General features: G+C 33.9%; 16 protein-coding genes. 2 read left to right on the top strand and 14 right to left on the bottom strand.

Annotated elements, in window-relative coordinates; translation table 11 throughout:
* Positions 1-2 precede the first annotated feature (2 nt).
* The 8 genes from NQ163_RS16460 to NQ163_RS16425 form a co-directional block, all read right to left on the bottom strand.
* Positions 3-1,253 carry an ABC transporter permease gene (locus NQ163_RS16460; RefSeq protein ID WP_268191429.1) on the bottom strand — a complete coding sequence of 417 codons (1,251 nt, stop codon included), beginning with the start codon at positions 1,251-1,253 and terminating at the stop codon, positions 3-5.
* The gene (locus NQ163_RS16455; RefSeq protein ID WP_268191428.1) at positions 1,231-3,414 is read right to left on the bottom strand and encodes a peptidase domain-containing ABC transporter; all 2,184 of its coding nucleotides are present in this window, start codon (positions 3,412-3,414) and stop codon (positions 1,231-1,233) included. Before NQ163_RS16455 ends, NQ163_RS16460 begins: the two co-directional genes overlap by 23 nt.
* On the bottom strand, positions 3,392-3,928 hold the full coding sequence (locus tag NQ163_RS16450) for a peroxiredoxin family protein (RefSeq protein ID WP_268191427.1): 537 nt from the start codon (positions 3,926-3,928) through the stop codon (positions 3,392-3,394). Before NQ163_RS16450 ends, NQ163_RS16455 begins: the two co-directional genes overlap by 23 nt.
* A gap of 728 nt (positions 3,929-4,656) precedes the next feature.
* Positions 4,657-5,328, bottom strand: coding sequence for an ATP-binding cassette domain-containing protein (locus NQ163_RS16445; RefSeq protein WP_268191426.1), 672 nt, complete (start codon positions 5,326-5,328; stop codon positions 4,657-4,659).
* Positions 5,321-6,274: a hypothetical protein gene (locus NQ163_RS16440; protein ID WP_268191425.1), complete on the bottom strand. Its 954-nt coding sequence runs from the start codon at positions 6,272-6,274 to the stop codon at positions 5,321-5,323. Before NQ163_RS16440 ends, NQ163_RS16445 begins: the two co-directional genes overlap by 8 nt.
* Before the next feature lie 76 nt (positions 6,275-6,350).
* Positions 6,351-6,506, bottom strand: coding sequence for a hypothetical protein (locus tag NQ163_RS16435; protein ID WP_268191424.1), 156 nt, complete (start codon positions 6,504-6,506; stop codon positions 6,351-6,353).
* A gap of 714 nt (positions 6,507-7,220) precedes the next feature.
* Positions 7,221-7,430: a hypothetical protein gene (locus NQ163_RS16430; RefSeq protein WP_268191423.1), complete on the bottom strand. Its 210-nt coding sequence runs from the start codon at positions 7,428-7,430 to the stop codon at positions 7,221-7,223.
* A 389-nt stretch (positions 7,431-7,819) separates the two neighbouring features.
* On the bottom strand, positions 7,820-8,950 hold the full coding sequence (locus tag NQ163_RS16425) for a hypothetical protein (protein ID WP_268191422.1): 1,131 nt from the start codon (positions 8,948-8,950) through the stop codon (positions 7,820-7,822).
* Positions 8,951-9,257: 307 nt separating this feature from the next.
* Here NQ163_RS16425 and NQ163_RS16420 point away from each other — a divergent pair, with 307 nt between their 5' ends.
* Entirely contained in the window at positions 9,258-12,194 is a 2,937-nt protein-coding gene (locus NQ163_RS16420; protein ID WP_268191421.1) for a M16 family metallopeptidase, read from the top strand.
* A 133-nt stretch (positions 12,195-12,327) separates the two neighbouring features.
* On the opposite strand, the gene NQ163_RS16415 is transcribed toward NQ163_RS16420, so the two are convergent.
* From NQ163_RS16415 to NQ163_RS16395, 5 genes are all read right to left on the bottom strand, one after another.
* On the bottom strand, positions 12,328-12,525 hold the full coding sequence (locus NQ163_RS16415; protein WP_268191419.1) for a PspC domain-containing protein: 198 nt from the start codon (positions 12,523-12,525) through the stop codon (positions 12,328-12,330).
* A 15-nt stretch (positions 12,526-12,540) separates the two neighbouring features.
* On the bottom strand, positions 12,541-13,035 hold the full coding sequence (locus NQ163_RS16410) for a DUF4252 domain-containing protein (RefSeq protein ID WP_268191418.1): 495 nt from the start codon (positions 13,033-13,035) through the stop codon (positions 12,541-12,543).
* 179 nt (positions 13,036-13,214) lie between these two features.
* A complete protein-coding gene (locus NQ163_RS16405) occupies positions 13,215-14,792 on the bottom strand; it encodes a PspC domain-containing protein (RefSeq protein ID WP_268191417.1) in 1,578 nt (525 codons plus the stop codon).
* Positions 14,793-14,812: 20 nt separating this feature from the next.
* On the bottom strand, positions 14,813-15,136 hold the full coding sequence (locus NQ163_RS16400) for a PadR family transcriptional regulator (RefSeq protein WP_054715551.1): 324 nt from the start codon (positions 15,134-15,136) through the stop codon (positions 14,813-14,815).
* Between the two features lie 20 nt (positions 15,137-15,156).
* Positions 15,157-15,573 (bottom strand): hypothetical protein, encoded by a 417-nt coding sequence (locus NQ163_RS16395; RefSeq protein ID WP_268191416.1) that lies wholly within the window; start codon positions 15,571-15,573, stop codon positions 15,157-15,159.
* Between the two features lie 207 nt (positions 15,574-15,780).
* Between NQ163_RS16395 and NQ163_RS20835 the strand changes: the two genes are divergently transcribed.
* Positions 15,781-16,005, top strand: a complete 225-nt coding sequence (locus NQ163_RS20835; RefSeq protein ID WP_120238219.1) for a ferredoxin — start codon at positions 15,781-15,783, stop codon at positions 16,003-16,005.
* 265 nt (positions 16,006-16,270) lie between these two features.
* On the opposite strand, the gene typA is transcribed toward NQ163_RS20835, so the two are convergent.
* A complete protein-coding gene (gene typA / locus NQ163_RS16390) occupies positions 16,271-18,070 on the bottom strand; it encodes a translational GTPase TypA (protein WP_268191415.1) in 1,800 nt (599 codons plus the stop codon).
* Between the last annotated feature and the right edge of the window lie 10 nt (positions 18,071-18,080).

The following is an 18,080-nucleotide window of genomic DNA, read 5'->3' as shown; positions in this document are numbered from 1 at the left end:
TATTACATTTGTCCGTAATTAAGTGCTTTTGCCGGTAAAATTTCCACTGCCTTTTTTGCGGGAATCAATCCTGCCAAACAGCCGGTAATTATTAATAAAATCAAAGCTCCTATACTCATTGGTATATTAATGGTAAATTGTGTGAAAATCGAATCAGGATCATTACTGGTAAAATTTAATATGAGATTGCCCAGTTGTATGATGCCTATCCCCGATATCATTCCTATAAGTCCCGATAATACAGTTATCACAACTGATTCCAGGAGGATGAGTTGAATAATGCTTTTGGGTGTTGCTCCTATTGCTTTTCGAATTCCAATTTCTTTTGTTCTTTCCTTAACAATGATTAGCATGATATTGCCTATGCCTACCATTCCGCTAATCAGGAAACAGACACCGATAAACCAAAGGAAAGCCTTTAAAACAGTAAAAAGTTTATTGAAACTCTTTACCTGTTCTTCGAAGTTGAAGATGAATATTGCTTTTTCATCTAAAGGATCGAAACGTAAGTTGCGGGCAAGGAATTTTTTAAACAGAGACTCAAACGAACGGCTTTTTACATTGCTTTTTAAGGTAAAACCAAACTTCGTGTAATGTTCTGTTTTAGAAAGGCTATTGTTTATAGTTCCAACGGGTAAAAAAATACTGTTCTGATCATTTTGATTAAATATTGACCCGGATTCTAAAATTCCAATCACTAGAAAAAAGCTGCCATTTATATTTATGGAATTGCCAATGGCATTTGAGTTAGGAAATAGTGTTTTCCTTACTTTTTCTCCAATTACAGCTACATGTTTACAATGATTAAAATCATTTACATTAAATAAGCGCCCGCTTTCATTTTTAAGCAGTTTAATCTTAAAGTACCCTTTATTAATTCCAATAACTGGGAAAATTCCTGACTTGTATTGATGGATTACATTTAAATTACCTAAAGAATATTCTACAGAAATATTTTCAATCTCCCGATATCTTTTCTTGATAAGATCAATGAATTCATCGGTAAAAAGGATTTGCTTTCCCTCAGCTTGCCCTTCTGAGTTTATTGAGCTTTGCCCCCCGTAAACCCAAAAGCTATTCTGTGCAAAACCACCAAATAATTTCATTACCCCCTGGTGCAAACCTTCTCCTGCTCCCAAAAGGATGATTAGGATAAAAATTCCCCAGGCAACACCAAAGCCGGTTAAAATATTACGCAACTTGTGTTGTTTTAAGGAGTGGAATATTTCTTCAAATAACAGTCTGTTGAACATGGGCAATATTTTTCCAGTATTGAGAATACAGGTTATTAAAACTCATCAGTTCCCGGTGGTTTCCTTTAGCCTTAATTGTGTTTTCTTCAATGATATATATGCAGTTGCTTATATTGTGAAGAATGTGCAAGCGGTGCGAAATAAAAACAACGGCAATCTCTTTTTTAAGCCTTTCCAAAAGCTGAAGAGTAAACAGTTCGGTTGTGCGGTCCATTGCTGAAGTTGCTTCATCTAAAATTAACAATTGTGGTTTTTTGTATAAAGCTCTTGCCAGTGCTATAACCTGTTTTTGCCCGCCTGATAAATTAATGCCTTCTTCGCCTACAATGCTTAGATAGCTTTGAGGGAATGTTTCAATAATATCATGAAAGCCATATTTTTTGCAAAATTTCAAAGCCTGTTCGGCCTCTTCGTTTGCATTTGCCAGGCAGATGTTATCGAGCACCGTTCCATTAAAAATATGTATCTCCTGTGGTACAACACCAACTATGCTTCTCCAGTTTGTTGTACTGATTTCATTTAGTTCGTATTGTTCATTAATTAATATAGACCCGCTTTCACGGGGGTAAAATTTTTCCATAACCTGGCAAAGTGTGCTTTTTCCGCAACCGCTTTCCCCTACGATTGAGATCAATTCATTTTTTCTCAGGCTGATGTTGATATTGCTAAGCAATTGCTTTCTGCCGGGAAAGCGAAAATTGAGATTTTTAATTTCCAAAGATTCAAACCTGTGGATTTGAAGGCCGGAATCTTCCTGTTCAGGGTTCAGTGAAACAAATTCAAACATTCGGTTAAAAGCAACTTTGGCCTCGTTAACCGGGATTGCAACCAATGCTAAACTTGCGACCGAAGGCAACAGGCTTGAGCTAATGCTGAGAATGGCCATCAGCTCACCTAGCTGTAAATTATCAGCATAAACCATGTAAGAACCGTAGGCAAGAATGGCTCCAAGAAACAAAACACCTGTTATACCTGATAACAAGCCAAGTTTAATATTAATTCTTCCCAGTGAAAATATTTTATCCTGGAAACTTCCGTAAATCATCTTGTTTGTGGATGCGAAAAAACGCTGCTTGTTAAAGTTTTTGATATCCGAAATTCCCTGCATGGTGCTGATGTAATTGCTTTCGGTTTGTGCATAAGATACCATTACCTCTTTTTGTGCCGCTATTATTTTCCTGTTAAAACGATATACCAAAATAAAAAACAGAGGAAGACCAACAATAGCTATTATTCCGGTTTGTAAAGAGTAAATACAAAGGAATACAATTGATATGATTGCAATTAGTGCATCAATAACAATGTTGCCTGCAATTTGGCTGATTACCTGTTGAATTCTTCGTGTATCGTTTAACCTTGCTGTTAGCTCTCCAATTTTACGGGTATCGAAAAATGGCTTTGGCAGGGAAAGTAAGGTACTGTAAAACCGGTCGATAATTCGGTTATTGAAATCCTTACTTTGGGTGATGATTAAAAATTGACGCACAGCTGATAAACCTGCTCTTGCAACAAGTAAAATTACAGCCAGTACGATTCCCATTATTAGTTTGGTCAAATCCTTGGAAGGGAGAATTTCGTCAATCAGTTTTTGTGAAAACACAGCCATTACCATTCCCAGTACAGCTATTGCTATTCCTACGGCAATACTAACCGACAGGATGTTGATATCTTCTTTTATAAGGTTTTTAATCCATTTTAGCTTATTGTTTTTAATGTCTTTGGCTTTTGTGAAATTTTCACCGGGTTCAAGAGTCAGGCAGGCTTTCGATTTCCATACTTTTTCCAGTTCTTCATTGTTGTACTGTACAATGCCTTTTCCGGGGTCGCCAATAACAAATTTTTCATTTTCGTATTGGTAACACACTACATAGTGCTGTAAGTTATTTTCGAGTAACAGGTGAAGAATTACAGGCCGGGCATGTTTTATCAGCTCTTTAATATTGGCTTCGCAACCTTCTGCATCAAAACCCAATTGATTGGCTGCCTGGTACAATCCCAAAAGGCTTGTACCTGTTTTTGTTGTGCCACTTAGCTCGCGTATTTTTTCCAGGCTGGAGTTGCCATTGTAATAATTTACCATGGAGAGCAGGCAGGCAACACCACAATCCGATTGGTCATGCTGCAAAACAAATGTTCTTTCAGGATTGTGCATCTTCTTCATCTTGCAGGTATTTTAGTAATGCTTCTATTTTTACTTCTCCCTTAAAAATCTTTTTCAGTTTGTGTTCTTTGCTGTAAATAAAGCTTGTAGGAATTATTTTGGTTCCGAATATTTTTGGGAAATCACCAGCAGGATCGTGAAGAATGGTAACATTTTCCATCTCATTCAAATGATATTGTTCTTCAAATTGCTTCAGGTTGGGTATAGAATCATACGATATCATTACAATTTGGTAAGGCGATAATTCGGGTGCATAGTTGATGAATTGTTCTGCCTCGTAGCAACAATGTTCACATTCGGGGTGAAAATACATGAGCAAACAGGCCTGGTTTTCCGGTATAAAACTACTTTCAAAAACCTCATTGTATAAATCGGTAAAACTAAACACAGGTAGGTTTTGTATGCGCCTGGTAATTGCTTCTTTTTCTTTTGCAGTGCCAATAATATTAATTGCCATGTAGGCAAGAACTCCTAAAATAAGAACAAGAAGGAATAGTTTAACTGCCCGTTTCATTTCAGTTCAGGTTAATGGTTAAAAACATAACAAATACAATCCAAATTAATAAGCCAACGCCATAAGTACTCATTACAAATTCGAAAGATTTCCAGAATTTAATTTTTAATTCTTTGGATAATAACCAGGAGAGGGTGAACCAGTAAAGAATTTCGAAGGCGTTTAGGGTTTGTAAGGGATAGAGTATCCATCTCTCAATTTCAAATGTATCGAAAAAGTTACTTAAAGCAAGAGGGGAAAAGTTTTGGACGTATTCTAAAGTTAATATGTCCTTATGCCAGTAGAGCCAAATGTATTTTGACAAAATCATGAATAAGAATACAAATTCTGCAAGTAAGACAGTATGTAAAAGTTTCTTTATTTTATAATTTAATAGGATAGTCCCAATTTTTAAGCAAGTTGTTATTATTCCAATTTTTATGAGCAAAATAAATGGGAGCAAAATGTAATTTACCCATTCCCACTTTGAATAATTTGAAATCAATTCTGCAATTCGATCACTTCCTATTTGATCCTTTAAGCTAAGTTGTAGTAGTTTGGTTAGAGATAATGTTTCTTTTAAAAGAAAAAATATTGCAAATTGAAATAATATAATACAGAAGAACAATGTACCATTAGTAATATTTTGTATTGATAATTTCATATGATCCTTAAAATCAAATTTGAATATTAATTATTTTCTGTTTTTGGGGAATTGTAAATCTCTGAAATTGAATTATTGAGTATGGTTAGAGGATAATCTCTTTCATTAAATCATCATATTTGTTTTTCAATGTATCTCTAATGTAAATTTTCTTGCAATCAGCTAGTTCATTTATTCCTTGATTTTCTATAAAGTAATATGTATCACACACCCCTTCCAATACATTAATATTATGAGATGATATGATAATTGTTCTGCCTTTTGATTTAAGGATTTTTATGATTTCTTGAAATATATATAAAGAGTCAACGTCAAGATTTTCAAATGGTTCATCTAATAGAAATATATTTCGATTGAGGAGTAGAATTCCAACCAGAGCCAATTTTTTTTTCATTCCAGATGAATATTCTTTTATAAACTTGTCTAAAGGAAGATTAAAAAGTGCTTGGAACTCATTAACTTTCTTTTGATTACTTTTTTTTGAAAAAATACTAAGATATTCTCTACCGGTAAGATTGTAGTAATAGTAGTTCTCTGAAGGTAGGTAGGCAATATTTGATCGCTTAACTTTTTTTTTGTTAATGGTAATAGTGCCTTGGTAATTTTTAAATTTGTAAAGAACATTAAATAGTGTTGTTTTACCAGAACCGTTTAATCCTAAAATTCCATAACACATTCCTTTTTGAAAATATGCACTTGAATTATTAAAGATAAGATTACTTCCATATCTTACCGTTAGATTCTTAATATCAATCATTTGTAAAGTTTTTTAGGTTATTAATAGCAGGTTTGAAATAATAGGTGAGAAAAACAATTGAAACGAACAGTAAAAAGCTAAATGGAAAAATACAAACACCTATTATACTGCCAATTAATTCATTTTTGAAAGAGTGAGAATTAGGCTTGTAGTAATAGTATTTTGAAATATTAAACCAAACAATAAGTACAACTGAAAAAGCAAATAAGATTGCAATCAAATAAGTGTTATTAAAATTTAGTACTATATATGGAAGGGATATGAGAAAGTAAATTCCATTTAATTTTATGTGTTCTGTTATTTTTCTTCTTAACAGTTTATTTGCTGATAAATTCTGACATTCAAGAAATATGCTTGGTTCAAAATACTTGTAGAATCCTTGAATTAAAAGAATATAAAACCCAAGAAAAATTAATGAAAGATAAGAATGCCAGGAAAAACTAATTGTTAAAATAATTAAAAGAGTAATGCTCAAATAGAATTTCCTAACTCCGGCAATCCATTCATAATTATTATATAAAATCCATAATGTTGATGCTTTTTTTAGCAGTTTAAATGGGTTTTTATTAGAACTTTTTACTAATGGTATGAATAGAATATTTGGGAGTGTAGCCAATTGCAACATTGACCAGTTATTCAAAAAACAGATCCACAGGAAAGGCAAAGAGATAATCAGGTAATCAAAAACTTGCAGCAAATAAATACTTTTAAAAACTGTCTTTAAAAAAAACAGATCTCTTCTATTGGCTTGTATTGTTATTAATAAAATAAAATGACATGCAAATACAAAAAACTCAAGATTATTAATTGTTACTTTTTGTAATTGGCTGTTAATTGCCAACATTAGCACAAAAAAGGCACATAAAATTAATAAGCCATATAAAAATCCTATGTCTTTCAATATGTTTATTAATTGTCTTATTCTAAGCTGTACGTATTTTGTCATCAGGAAAATATAAAAGCTGCCTTAATTGATGAATGAGGTAAGATTATTCGGAAACTAAGGCAGCTAAAGGAATTAATTAGTAAGCGTCATAAGCACCATAAGTCATATGACAAAGAATGCCAGACGCGACACCAACAACTGGGGTGAATAATATTCCTAGTGTTGCCCCAACTACAGCACAAACAATACCTCCCTCAAACTTCTCCATTTCTTCTACGTGTAATTTTCTCATAATTTTATATTTTAATTTGATAAAAAATAATTCACCCACATTGCCACGAAGTAACTGTGGGTATGCACTATAAAGTTAACTACTGTAAATTATAAATACAAATTATGTTAATATAGTGCCATAATGTGGCAGGGAGTAAATTTTTATTTAGTCCAGATAGTGTTGTAAGAATATTGTTGGTAGTAGGTTTTACATATTTCAGATAATAATTTTTTATATTATTCTAAATTAGGACTTTAAATGAGGCTTCTTTTTTGTGGTGGGGGGTGATTTTTAATATCTGAACATTCACAATATGAAATTGCCCATTTCATCATTACAGTGGTAAAGAGATTATTTTTTTAGGGATTGATGAATTAAAATTCTGGTAATGACAAATGCAATAGCAAGATACTTTTTGGTGTTTATTAGGTTAATAATCACTGCGTACAGTATGATTAATTCAACTAATACCAGGATGGCGATGTGTTTGTTGATTTTCTGTAAATCTTGGTTTATATTGAACAGTTACATAGTTATCCAACTATTATTAGTAATAACGCTTTGCTTCTAAGATATCGCATGTTTTCACTGTGTTTAACCTGCTCTTTTAAAAATCTGTCGGCATTAACTCCCTAATAATATGGGGGGCAGATTATTGTAAGATATAAAACCAGTGTTACATGACATTTTACATTGAAATTCGTGTAACATTACCCAAATGGTTGAACAGGTTTAGACTTTCTTATCAGTAAAATAATATTGACGATTGGTTCTGTCGTACTTTAAATTACCATATTTTTTTTCAACGATATTACGTATCCTGTAAAATGTGCGCTCCGATAAATACAGTTTTTTAGCAAATTCTTTGGGGCTTGCTTTGTAACCACTATGAATTAATTTGTAGAATTGAGCTACTTTTTCGTCAAGTTTTAAATATTTCATGAATCGTTAGCTTTGTATTTACATCATAAAATTTTAGTTAAAACAATCCTTATTTATAGTTATAAGGTAAGTATGAGAGATTTGAGGCGATATTTCTTTTCTTTATTCGTATTTTAAGCGGTTAAAATGTGCTTTGGTATTGTAAAATGCAAAAGCAATAAACTGTTTAATAATACTTAAATTTATAAAACAGTTAAGAAATTAGATTTATAATAAACGTTTATTTTGGTGGAGCTGTAATTTTGTTTGACAGAATGAGGTTTATTGTTGGCGGTTGTGTTCTGTTAATCAGAGAGTTCTAGGAGAAATAAGTTTCCTTTATTATTGTGTAGGTGCCGTTTTTTAGTTTAGGTACAGAATTGTTTGTAATTTTTATAAAGACCATGTGACTACTGCCACGTGATTTTTTTCAGGAAGAAATCACCATTAATTCTTAGGTAGATGGCAGCAGCCCAATTCTCCGAAGAATTTTTAAGATCATAGTAAACATCTAATTTGCCACCAAAGTGAATGCCATTGGCAATTTTATGCTCGTGGTAATAGTTTAGTGTAGCCAATTCTCTTCTGTCTTCGAAATATCCTGGAGTATCCATTGCGATAGATTGGAATAATTTTGATCCGCGTGAAGATGCAAAATGATATGCGTTCCAGTAACCCAGGTTTAGTTTAGACTTTTTTGTTGTGATACCCACTTGTGGATAAAACGCATGTCCTTTATCGAATAGGTAGTCTTTTACTGAGGAGTTATCCGAAAAGAAATAGCCCATTGCTTTTACATACCATGATGTAATTTTTGAATTCGATATGTTTTTCGTCAATACAAGTCCCGAGCCATAATTCCCTACGGTTTGAACCGATCCTTCCGAACTATCAATTTCACCACCACGATGTGTAAAAATCGCCTCAAGCGGTATAGATAACTTGGTCTTAGAAGATTGGTTTACTTGCCAGTTTCCTGATAAACCAAAGGTAAATCTTTCTTGAAAAGGATCATTTTCTAAAATGAACTTTTCCCAGTTTATCCAGGTTTGAAATTGCAATTTGGGCGCATTGTATAAGAATTGAAATCCATTTTCGGCAGTTTCCATAAAGTATCTTTCTGGTTCGAACATTGGTTCGGAAAGATTATGGTTGTTGTTCTGATTTAAACTACCCATAATAAACTCAATTTTATCCGAAGGTTTATAGATAGCCGAAAATATAGGTTCTGTTTCAGTAAAATCTTCTCTGCCCGAATATTTTTGGAGACGAACGCCAGCTTCAATTCTAAAATTAGAACTTGGATAATAAACTAGCTTGGGTGATGCAACATATCCAATCCAGGTAGCACCTTTTGAGAACTCACCACTATATTCGTTGTTTTTTACAAAGTTTAGGTTTTCGAAACGAAAAAACAGCTTATTGCTGTCAGCTACCTGAAACTCTTTATGGTGTATGTAAGGAGTGTTGACTTGGGCAAAAGTGTTATTGATAAAAGTTGTAAGGGACAATATCAATATTAGGGCATTTAGTTTTTTCATCTGTTTAGTTTACTTTTTACGCTGCAAAAATACGATTATCTATCTTGATTGATTGTTAATAATATATAAAAAGTTTAAATCGAATTTAAATAACGAAGGCTTTAGTTAAAAAATGTAAAAAAAGATATGTAAATATAAGGCAATTTGTAAATTTAACAATTAACGGATTATATTATAATATACTTCGAAGATTAATAAACTAAACCAAAACAGGTTATGTGGATCGCACAAGGTTTAAAATCTTTTGCGAATAGAAGGGTTTGTGGATGTTGTGTGGTTGACATGATCATTTAAAACCAAACAAACAATGAAGAAAGTTAATGTTCTTTTTGCCTTTATGTTGGGAGTAATTTTATTTGCTTGCACGCCAAAGGAAAAGTATCAAACTGTTCAAAACACAGACAAGAATGGTTATCGGTACGAAACAGTTACCAATGATCCCATGGGAGTAAGAATTTACACTCTTGACAATGGATTAAAGGTATACTTATCCGTTAATCGAGACGCTCCAAGAATTCAAACCTTTATTCCGGTAAAAGCTGGTTCTACCTATGATCCTTCAGAAACTACAGGACTTGCTCACTATTTAGAGCATATGATGTTTAAAGGTACTGATGATTTTGGTACTGTAGATTGGCAAAAAGAGGAAGCCTTAATTCATGAGATTTCTGATTTGTATGAGGAGCACAAGTTAGCCTCTACAAAAGAGGCAAAAGCAAAAGTTTATGCAAAAATCGACAGTATATCTGCTTTGGCTTCAAAGTTTGCTGTAGCAAACGAGTATGATAAGCTGGTGTCATCAATTGGTGCTAAGGGAACTAATGCTTATACTACTTACGAACGAACAGTTTATATGAATGATATTCCATCGAATGAACTTGAGAAATGGTTGAATATCGAAAAAGAAAGGTTTAGTAAACTGGTTCTTCGTTTATTCCATACCGAATTGGAAACGGTTTATGAGGAGTTTAATATGTCTCAGGATAATGACTTTAGAAAGTTGCGTTATGCCTTAATGTCTGGTTTGTATAAAAAACACCCTTACGGAACACAAACTACATTGGGAAGAGCTGAGCATCTTAAAAATCCATCGATGGAAAATATTCACAAGTATTTTGATACTTATTACGTTCCTAACAATATGGCAATTGCCATGTCTGGAGATTTGGATTTTGAAGAGACCATTAAATTAATTGATCAGACTTTTGGAAAACTAGAATCAAGAGAGGTTCCTAAGTTTGTTGCTCCGGTAGAAGATCCAATTACAAAGCCAATTGTTAAAGAAGTATTTGGTCCTGATGCAGAAAGGTTATCAATGGCATTCAGATTTGATGGAATTGGTTCGGAAGATCAGAAATTTGTAACTCTCATTGATGGGATCTTAAATAATTCAAAAGCGGGTTTAATGGATTTGAACCTGAATCAGAAACAAAAAGTGCTAAGAGCTGGTTGTTACGCAAGTTTTAATATTGACTATGGAATGCATTCATTTTATGGGGTTCCTCGTCAGGGTCAAAAAATGGAAGAAGTAACAGAATTGATTCTTGGTGAAATCGAAAAAATCAAAAAAGGAGAGTTTGAAGATTGGATGCTTGAGGCTGTAATTAATGATTATCGTTTGGGTAAAATTAGAGGACAGGAATCAAATGGAAGAGCTCATGAATTTGCAGTTGCTTTTGCAAACAATGTAGCTTGGGCTGATAACCTAAAAATGCTTGATGAACTTGAATTGGTAACAAAAGAACAATTGGTTGAGTTTGCAAACAAGCACTACAATAACAACTATGTTGTAGTTTACAAGAGAAAAGGTGAGGATAATAAGGTTGTAAAGGTTGAAAAGCCGGCTATTACTCCAGTTAAAATCGACCGCAAAAAACAATCGGAATTTTATAAGGAACTAACAGCAAAAGAAACTCCTGCATTAAAACCTTTGTGGGTTGATTTTGAAAAAGAAATCCAGTCGGAAGAGCTGAAACCTGGTGTAACTTACGATTACTTGGAAAACAAATCGAACGAGCTATTCAAGTTGATTTACATTTACGAAATGGGTAAAAATCATGATAAAATGTTGCCTATAGCTGTAAATTACTTGCCATACATTGGAACCGATAAGTATTCGGCTGCTGAATTGCAAAAAGAATTGTTTAAGTATGGTTTATCCTTTGGTGTTGAAGCTGGTGATGACAGATGCTATGTATATATCTCTGGTTTGAAAAAATCATTCGACAAAGGAGTAGAGTTAATGGAACATGTGTTGGCCAATGCCAAGGCTGAGAGTGATTCTTACTCAAAGTATGTTGATGGTATTATTAAGGATCGTGCAGACAGTAAGCTAAACAAGGGTGAAATTTTGTGGGGTGCAATGTATAGTTACGCAAAATATGGAAAAAAATCGCCTTATACAGATATCTTGTTGGAAGATGAATTAAGAAGTGTGGATCCAAATCAGTTAACTGAAATGTTGTCACAGCTGAAAGACTATAAACATAGAGTATTTTATTATGGAGCTGAAGGAAAACAACAAATTGCTGAGAATTTAAAGGCAAAGCATAAAGTTTCGGAGCAGTTAAAAGAAATTCCGGAACCAACAAAATATCCTGAATTGGATTACACCAAGAATGAAATCTTCTTTGTTAACTATGATATGGTGCAGGCAAACATCATCATGTTGGCAAAAGATGAAAAGTTGGATATGAACCTAATGCCAGAAATCAGATTATTCAATGAATATTATGGTGGAAGTATGGCATCAATTATTTTTCAGGAAATTCGCGAGTCAAGAGCTCTTGCATATTCTGCATTTTCATCTTACAGCACTCCTTCAAAATTGGATGATTATGGCTACTCATTCTCATATGTTGCAACAAGCGCTGATAAAGTGAAAGATGCTACTGAAGCATTGGTTGAGTTGTTAAATGAAATGCCTTACGAGGAGAAGCAATTTAACGAAGCCAAGACGAACATGCTTAAAAAGATTCAATCAGAACGAATCACTAAAGAAAGAGTTTACTGGACATATTTGAGTAACCTTAGAAAAGGTGTGAAGCATGATTACCGAAAAGATGTTTACGAGAAGGTGAAGAATCAGAATATTGATGATTTGAACAAATTCTTTAAGGAACATATTGCCAATAAAAACCATTGTTATTTGGTGGTTGGTAACAAGAAAGATATCAATATGAACGTACTTAAAAAATTAGGTAATGTTCATGAGTTGAGCTTGGAAGAAGTATTTAATTTTTAATAGAACTTAGGTAATTAAATGAAAAGGCCTCTTCCGTAAATGGGAGAGGCCTAACTTTTTGAATACTTTTGGTAAAGCAGGTGAAAAAGACAAACCCTTCTTCACCAAATTGGGGTAAAGATCGCATTCAAATTTATACCGTTTCGCAGTTTGTGTCGGGTAGCACCATTGCCAGAATAAAATAAACCAACAACATTAACGGATTGAATAATGATAGAATTAGATATCCTGCTCTAATAATTACCGGATCGAGTTCCGGATTGATGTATTGAGAAATACCACCGCAAACACCTGCTATCTTTTTATCTCTTGATTTGAATAATCGTTTCATAGTATACTGTTTTAATTACTCTTCATCTTTGTCGATGCTGTAATGCGACAAAGTTTTTAATTCGTCCACATGGAAGTCTCCAAAAAATGAAATCAATGATGTTCTGTGTTCATTGTAGTGAAGGATGTGGAATTCGCTAAACTTCTTTCCTTTTCCTTTGGCAAAGAAATGAACTTCGTCGCTATCTTTATCTCTATCCTCAGTCAACACTTCTTTGTAAGAGTTCCCTTTCGAAAGCTGCGATACTACAATCTTTTTAAACTTAGATTCATCGCCGGTTTCGTGTTTAAAACTTAAGAGTTTAATGGATTTACAATCGCCTGTTACATTTTTCTCCAATTCATCCTCGTCGACGTCAAAGTCCAGGTTTTTTAAGAATGATCCTGCGAAACTAAAACTATTGAAGCCATCAAGATTTGAATATTTGGCATGTAATTTTTCTCCCTTGGTTTGAGCCTGTGAAAGGATTGGTAGGGCTATTGCAATCAGAATTACTACTAATTTTCTCATAATGTTTGTTTTAAAATTAGCCATGTTTGCACCGATTGTTGTGTGTGATGAAACGAGCCTTCAGGAATTGCCTAATTACCGCATTGCTTTATTTAGGCGACTTCCATCTGGTCGTAAGGAGAAAATGATCTCCAGATGAAAAAGGTATCGGTGCAAAACATGGATAGAACAACTATTTATTATTCAACTAGGCTTAAGCCTTCTTTTTTCATGATCCATTTTTCGCCAAGCATGTCGAAATCCCAGGTGTTACTAACGTTGTCGATGTCGTGAATAATTTTGCTCATTGAATCATCGAGGTAAATAACTTTTCCTTCCGGAACTTTAACCGTAATATGTAATCTTTGATTTCTCCATTTGGAATCATTTTCCAATGTGAAAAATTGATTGAATACGATTATAGAATCATTTTGAACCCATTTGTAATTAATTCCTTCTGCGTTTTCCACAGCTCTGTCTAAAGTTCTTCCGCGGGCTTTTTTCTTTAGTTTGATCTCGAAATTATCCGAATAACTTCTTTCTATATCCAAAGTTGGTTCACCTACAATAATTTCTTCATCATCATTCATGTATACTTTAACATTGTCCAGGTCAATATGGCCTTCATACCAATGGTCTCCAATGTTATTTGTACTTTGTAAATACAATGTATCATTGGCTATTTTTTCGATTGGTTGATTTTCAGAGTATCTGGTGCTGCTGTGCATGTAACCTTTGATCTGTGAAAAACTCAGGCTAATTAAAAGTATAATCCCTGTAAGCCAAACTGCCAGAGCTGTAAAACCTATAATCTTGTTGTTGGTTTTGAAGTTAAAAAGCAATTTAATTCCTGCAAAAATCAATAGCATTAAAGGAATGGCAATTACAACAATGATTCCAATGGTAAATAAAGTAATGCTTGTTCCATCAAGAAATAATTTGGGAAACATTGCACCTGGAAAATGGAAATCTGCAAAAGGTCCAAAGAAGCTATGAGCAAATATCATCGATCCAATAAAGCTTATAAGCGAAACAAATCCTGCAAAGATAAACCCAATACCGAGTAAAATGATAATCACTTTAAGTACCAAGCGGAGAGCAGAGCCAAGGAAGTCAACAGATCTATCGAAACCATCTTTTACCTGAGGTCCGTTTTTTTCTCTCATTTTATCGAAGTTTTCTTTTACTTCGTTGTATTCGTCTTTAATAGATTCTTCGATATTGGATATGTTGACCTTTTTGCCTTTCATCTCAAGCTTTTGACTTGTAGTGGTTGCTTTGGGAACAACAATCCATAAGATGATGTACAGTAGGAAAGCAAAACCATAACCAAGGAAGAAGAAGAGTACGAATAGCAATCTGAATACGACTACATCTATACCAAAGTATGCTGATAAACCACTTGATACACCTCCAAATACTCTTTTGTCTGGATCGCGATACAATCTACGTTTCTTTCTGCTGGTAGTTGTGGTTTGTGATTGATTTTGTGAATCTTCGGTAGTTTCATCATCAGTTTCGAAAATTTCTTCCGGTCTACCCATAATGGTTATTACCTCTTCAACCATATCAACATTTACGACCTGGTCTTTGCTACTTAGTTTTTCCTGGAAAATCTCAGCAATTCTGGATTCGATATCAGAAATGATTTCTCTTCCTTCTTCGCCAGCGCCATAGTGACTATTGATCGTTCGCAGGTAATCTTGTAATTTTTCAAAAGCATCTTCATCTATGTGAAATATACTTCCGCTTATATTAATTGTTAATGTCTTTTTCATAGTGTTAACAGTTTTTGGACTTACTTTTTAATCGTATTTACGGCATCAACCAATTCTTGCCAGGAACCATCCAGTTCTTTTAAAAATTCATTGCCTACTTCTGTACTTGTGTAATACTTTCTTGGAGGTCCTTGTGTTGACTCTTCCCATCTGTAGCTTAATAATCCAGCGTTTTTTAGCCTGGTTAGTAAGGGATAAAGTGTCCCTTCCACTACAATCATTTTGGCTTCTTTAAGTTCCTTAATGATATCTGATGCATAAGCATCGCTTTTTGAGAGAATGGAAAGAATACAATATTCCAGCACTCCTTTTCGCATTTGGGCTTTTGTGTTTTCTATTTTCATACTTGGAATATTTATATTGATTAAATTGTTGATCTGATGTTACCAGGGAAATTCCTGAAATTTTTAGATCTTTTCTTTTTTGATGTTATTATCGTTGTGTTCTGTTTTACAGTGATCGTATCCTTACAAGTCTTACATCTCACTGATGTATCGATGTTTAGCTTTGGAGAGATGTAATCTTCCTTATTTCCTGATACGATGTCTTTACAAACTTTAAGATTTTCTTTAAAGATTAAGATTCCATTATCTAAATATCCTCTCTCATTAGTTATTTCCTCTGCTGGAGATTCACCGCTATTATTGTATTCGATTTTAAAAAATGGTAGAAGAAATTTATCGATTGTTAACAATTGAGCCTTAGACTCAATGGAGAAAGCTACTACTGTTAATGTCAGGAGTGAATATCTCAATATTTTGTCTTTTAATAAGGATTTCATTTGTCTTCGTTTTTTTTATAATACTATCTCTAACCTATAAGTTTGTATTACAAATATACGGACAAAAAAAGGTAATATGCAATACATAGTACTAGATATTTTAAAACAAAAACGTTAACTAGCTGTAAATCAGGATGAAAAATTTTAAAATATTTTATCCTATATTTGAGATTCTCTTGAATTTTTATTAAAACAGTAATTTTTGTGATGATGAAACAGGTGTATCAAAAAAGAAGTAAGTGCATTGGATGTGCGTATTGTGTAGGGGTGGCACCTGGATTTTGGCTTATGAATGAGAGTGATGGGAAATGTGATTTATTGGGAGCAAACCTCGTAAAAGATGAATTTGTACTTGATCTTTTTGATGATGAGCTAGAACAAAATCAGAAAGCTGCAGAAATATGTCCCGCCAATTGTATTAGAATAAAGTAAGTTTTATTTGAAAGTCTATTCATGAAGTAAAAAAGTAGAAAAGTAGAAAAGTGAAAAAGTAGAAAAGTGAAAAAGTAGAAAAGTCAATGATCAAACGCCAACGGCTGATTGTAGCTATCAAATAGATAAAGTATCTGAAAGTAGTTGAGGTCAGTAATTAGAGGCAAATGCTTTCCGAAATCGAACTCAGGTTAATATTAGGGCATAAAAAAAAGGAACTTTATAAATAAAGTTCCTTTGTGTATATCTCAATTGTTTAGCTTATCTATTCTTTCGAAGCTCTTTTTCTGTCGTGTTCAGAAAGTAAGATCTTACGAAGTCTGATATTATTTGGCGTTACTTCAACATATTCATCACCTTGAATATACTCTAAAGCTTCTTCCAATGAGAAAATCACTGGAGGAGCCAATCTAATCTTATCATCAGTACCTGAAGTACGCATGTTGGTAAGCTTCTTTGTTTTGGTAACATTGATATCCAAATCACCAGCACGAGTATTTTCACCCACAACCTGTCCTTTATAAATTTCGGTTTGAGGAGCTACAAAGAATCTACCACGATCCTGTAGTTTACCCAATGCATAAGCAAATGTAGTACCTGTTTCCATTGCAATTAATGAACCATTAATACGTCCTGGAATTTCACCTTTGAATGCTTGATACTCGTGGAAACGATGCGACATTACAGCTTCACCTGCAGTTGCAGTCAAAATCTGGTTTCTTAAGCCAATAATTCCTCGCGATGGAATGTGGAATTCAAGGTGAATACGATCAGCCTTACGTTCCATGGTTAACATTTCACCTTTACGCTGAGTAATTAATTCGATGGCTTTTCCTGATACATCTTCCGGAAGATCGATGTATAGAATCTCCACTGGTTCACATTTTTCACCAGCTATATCTTTAATAATTACCTGTGGCTGTCCAACCTGAAGTTCGTAACCTTCACGTCTCATAGTCTCTATCAATACAGACAAGTGAAGTACACCACGACCAAATACATTGTATGAATCGGCCGAATCAGTTGGAACAACGCGTAAAGCCAAATTCTTTTCTAATTCTAATTCCAAACGATCGATCAGGTGACGAGAGGTTACATATTTACCATCCTGACCGTAAAATGGAGAGTTATTAATGGTAAACAACATACTCATTGTTGGCTCATCAATAGCAATTGGATCCAATGGTTCAGGATTTTCTACATCACAAATTGAATCCCCAATATCAAAACCATCGATACCTACTAAAGCACAAAGTTCACCAGATTTAACACTTGATACTCTTTCTTTACCTAAACCGGTAAATACGTGTAATTCTTTTATACGAGATTTTTTAATGCTACCATCGCGTTTGGCAAGGCTAACATTCATGCCTTCTCTTAATTCACCTCGATGAACTCTACCTACGGCAATACGGCCAACATAGTTCGAGAAGTCAAGAGATGTAATAAGCATTTGTGGTGTCCCTTCCAAAACTTTTGGCTCAGGAATGTATTCAATAATTGCATCAAGAATAGCGGTAATGTCATTGGTTGGTTTTTTCCAATCTTTCGACATCCAACCTTCTTTAGCAGAACCATAAATAGTTGGGAAATCAAGCTGTTCTTCTGTAGCTTCAAGGTTGAACATTAGTTCGAACACTTGCTCCTGTACTTCTTCAGGACGACAGTTTGGTTTGTCAACTTTGTTTACAACAACTACAGGTTTAAGGCCTAATGCAAGCGCTTTAGACAATACAAAACGAGTTTGAGGCATGGTTCCTTCAAAGGCATCTACCAATAAAAGTACTCCATCTGCCATATTCAAAACACGCTCAACCTCTCCTCCAAAGTCGGAGTGACCAGGGGTATCGATGATGTTAATTTTCACATCCTTGTATTCAAGAGATACGTTTTTCGATAAAATGGTAATACCTCTCTCTCTTTCCAGGTCGTTATTGTCAAGGATAAGGTCACCCGGATTTTCATTCTTTCTAAAAATGTTACTGTGCATTATCATTTTATCAACCAAGGTGGTTTTACCGTGGTCAACGTGAGCGATAATTGCAATGTTTCTTAGTTTCTTCATCTCGTATCTT

The sequence above is a fragment of the Marinifilum sp. D737 genome, assembly GCF_026672275.1.
Taxonomy (GTDB): Bacteria; Bacteroidota; Bacteroidia; order Bacteroidales; family Marinifilaceae; genus Marinifilum.
Note: the sequence above shows the minus strand (reverse complement) of the source record. Positions and strands in the feature narration are given on the sequence as shown.

What these genes read in the sequence shown, in the direction of transcription:
- NQ163_RS16460 (WP_268191429.1), bottom strand. Translation starts at nt 1,253, where the DNA reads ATGTTCAACAGACTGTTATTTGAAGAAATATTCCACTCCTTAAAACAA.
- NQ163_RS16455 (WP_268191428.1), bottom strand. Translation starts at nt 3,414, where the DNA reads ATGAAGAAGATGCACAATCCTGAAAGAACATTTGTTTTGCAGCATGAC.
- NQ163_RS16450 (WP_268191427.1), bottom strand. Translation starts at nt 3,928, where the DNA reads ATGAAACGGGCAGTTAAACTATTCCTTCTTGTTCTTATTTTAGGAGTT.
- NQ163_RS16445 (WP_268191426.1), bottom strand. Translation starts at nt 5,328, where the DNA reads ATGATTGATATTAAGAATCTAACGGTAAGATATGGAAGTAATCTTATC.
- NQ163_RS16440 (WP_268191425.1), bottom strand. Translation starts at nt 6,274, where the DNA reads ATGACAAAATACGTACAGCTTAGAATAAGACAATTAATAAACATATTG.
- NQ163_RS16435 (WP_268191424.1), bottom strand. Translation starts at nt 6,506, where the DNA reads ATGAGAAAATTACACGTAGAAGAAATGGAGAAGTTTGAGGGAGGTATT.
- NQ163_RS16430 (WP_268191423.1), bottom strand. Translation starts at nt 7,430, where the DNA reads ATGAAATATTTAAAACTTGACGAAAAAGTAGCTCAATTCTACAAATTA.
- NQ163_RS16425 (WP_268191422.1), bottom strand. Translation starts at nt 8,950, where the DNA reads ATGAAAAAACTAAATGCCCTAATATTGATATTGTCCCTTACAACTTTT.
- NQ163_RS16420 (WP_268191421.1), top strand. Translation starts at nt 9,258, where the DNA reads ATGAAGAAAGTTAATGTTCTTTTTGCCTTTATGTTGGGAGTAATTTTA.
- NQ163_RS16415 (WP_268191419.1), bottom strand. Translation starts at nt 12,525, where the DNA reads ATGAAACGATTATTCAAATCAAGAGATAAAAAGATAGCAGGTGTTTGC.
- NQ163_RS16410 (WP_268191418.1), bottom strand. Translation starts at nt 13,035, where the DNA reads ATGAGAAAATTAGTAGTAATTCTGATTGCAATAGCCCTACCAATCCTT.
- NQ163_RS16405 (WP_268191417.1), bottom strand. Translation starts at nt 14,792, where the DNA reads ATGAAAAAGACATTAACAATTAATATAAGCGGAAGTATATTTCACATA.
- NQ163_RS16400 (WP_054715551.1), bottom strand. Translation starts at nt 15,136, where the DNA reads ATGAAAATAGAAAACACAAAAGCCCAAATGCGAAAAGGAGTGCTGGAA.
- NQ163_RS16395 (WP_268191416.1), bottom strand. Translation starts at nt 15,573, where the DNA reads ATGAAATCCTTATTAAAAGACAAAATATTGAGATATTCACTCCTGACA.
- NQ163_RS20835 (WP_120238219.1), top strand. Translation starts at nt 15,781, where the DNA reads ATGATGAAACAGGTGTATCAAAAAAGAAGTAAGTGCATTGGATGTGCG.
- typA (WP_268191415.1), bottom strand. Translation starts at nt 18,070, where the DNA reads ATGAAGAAACTAAGAAACATTGCAATTATCGCTCACGTTGACCACGGT.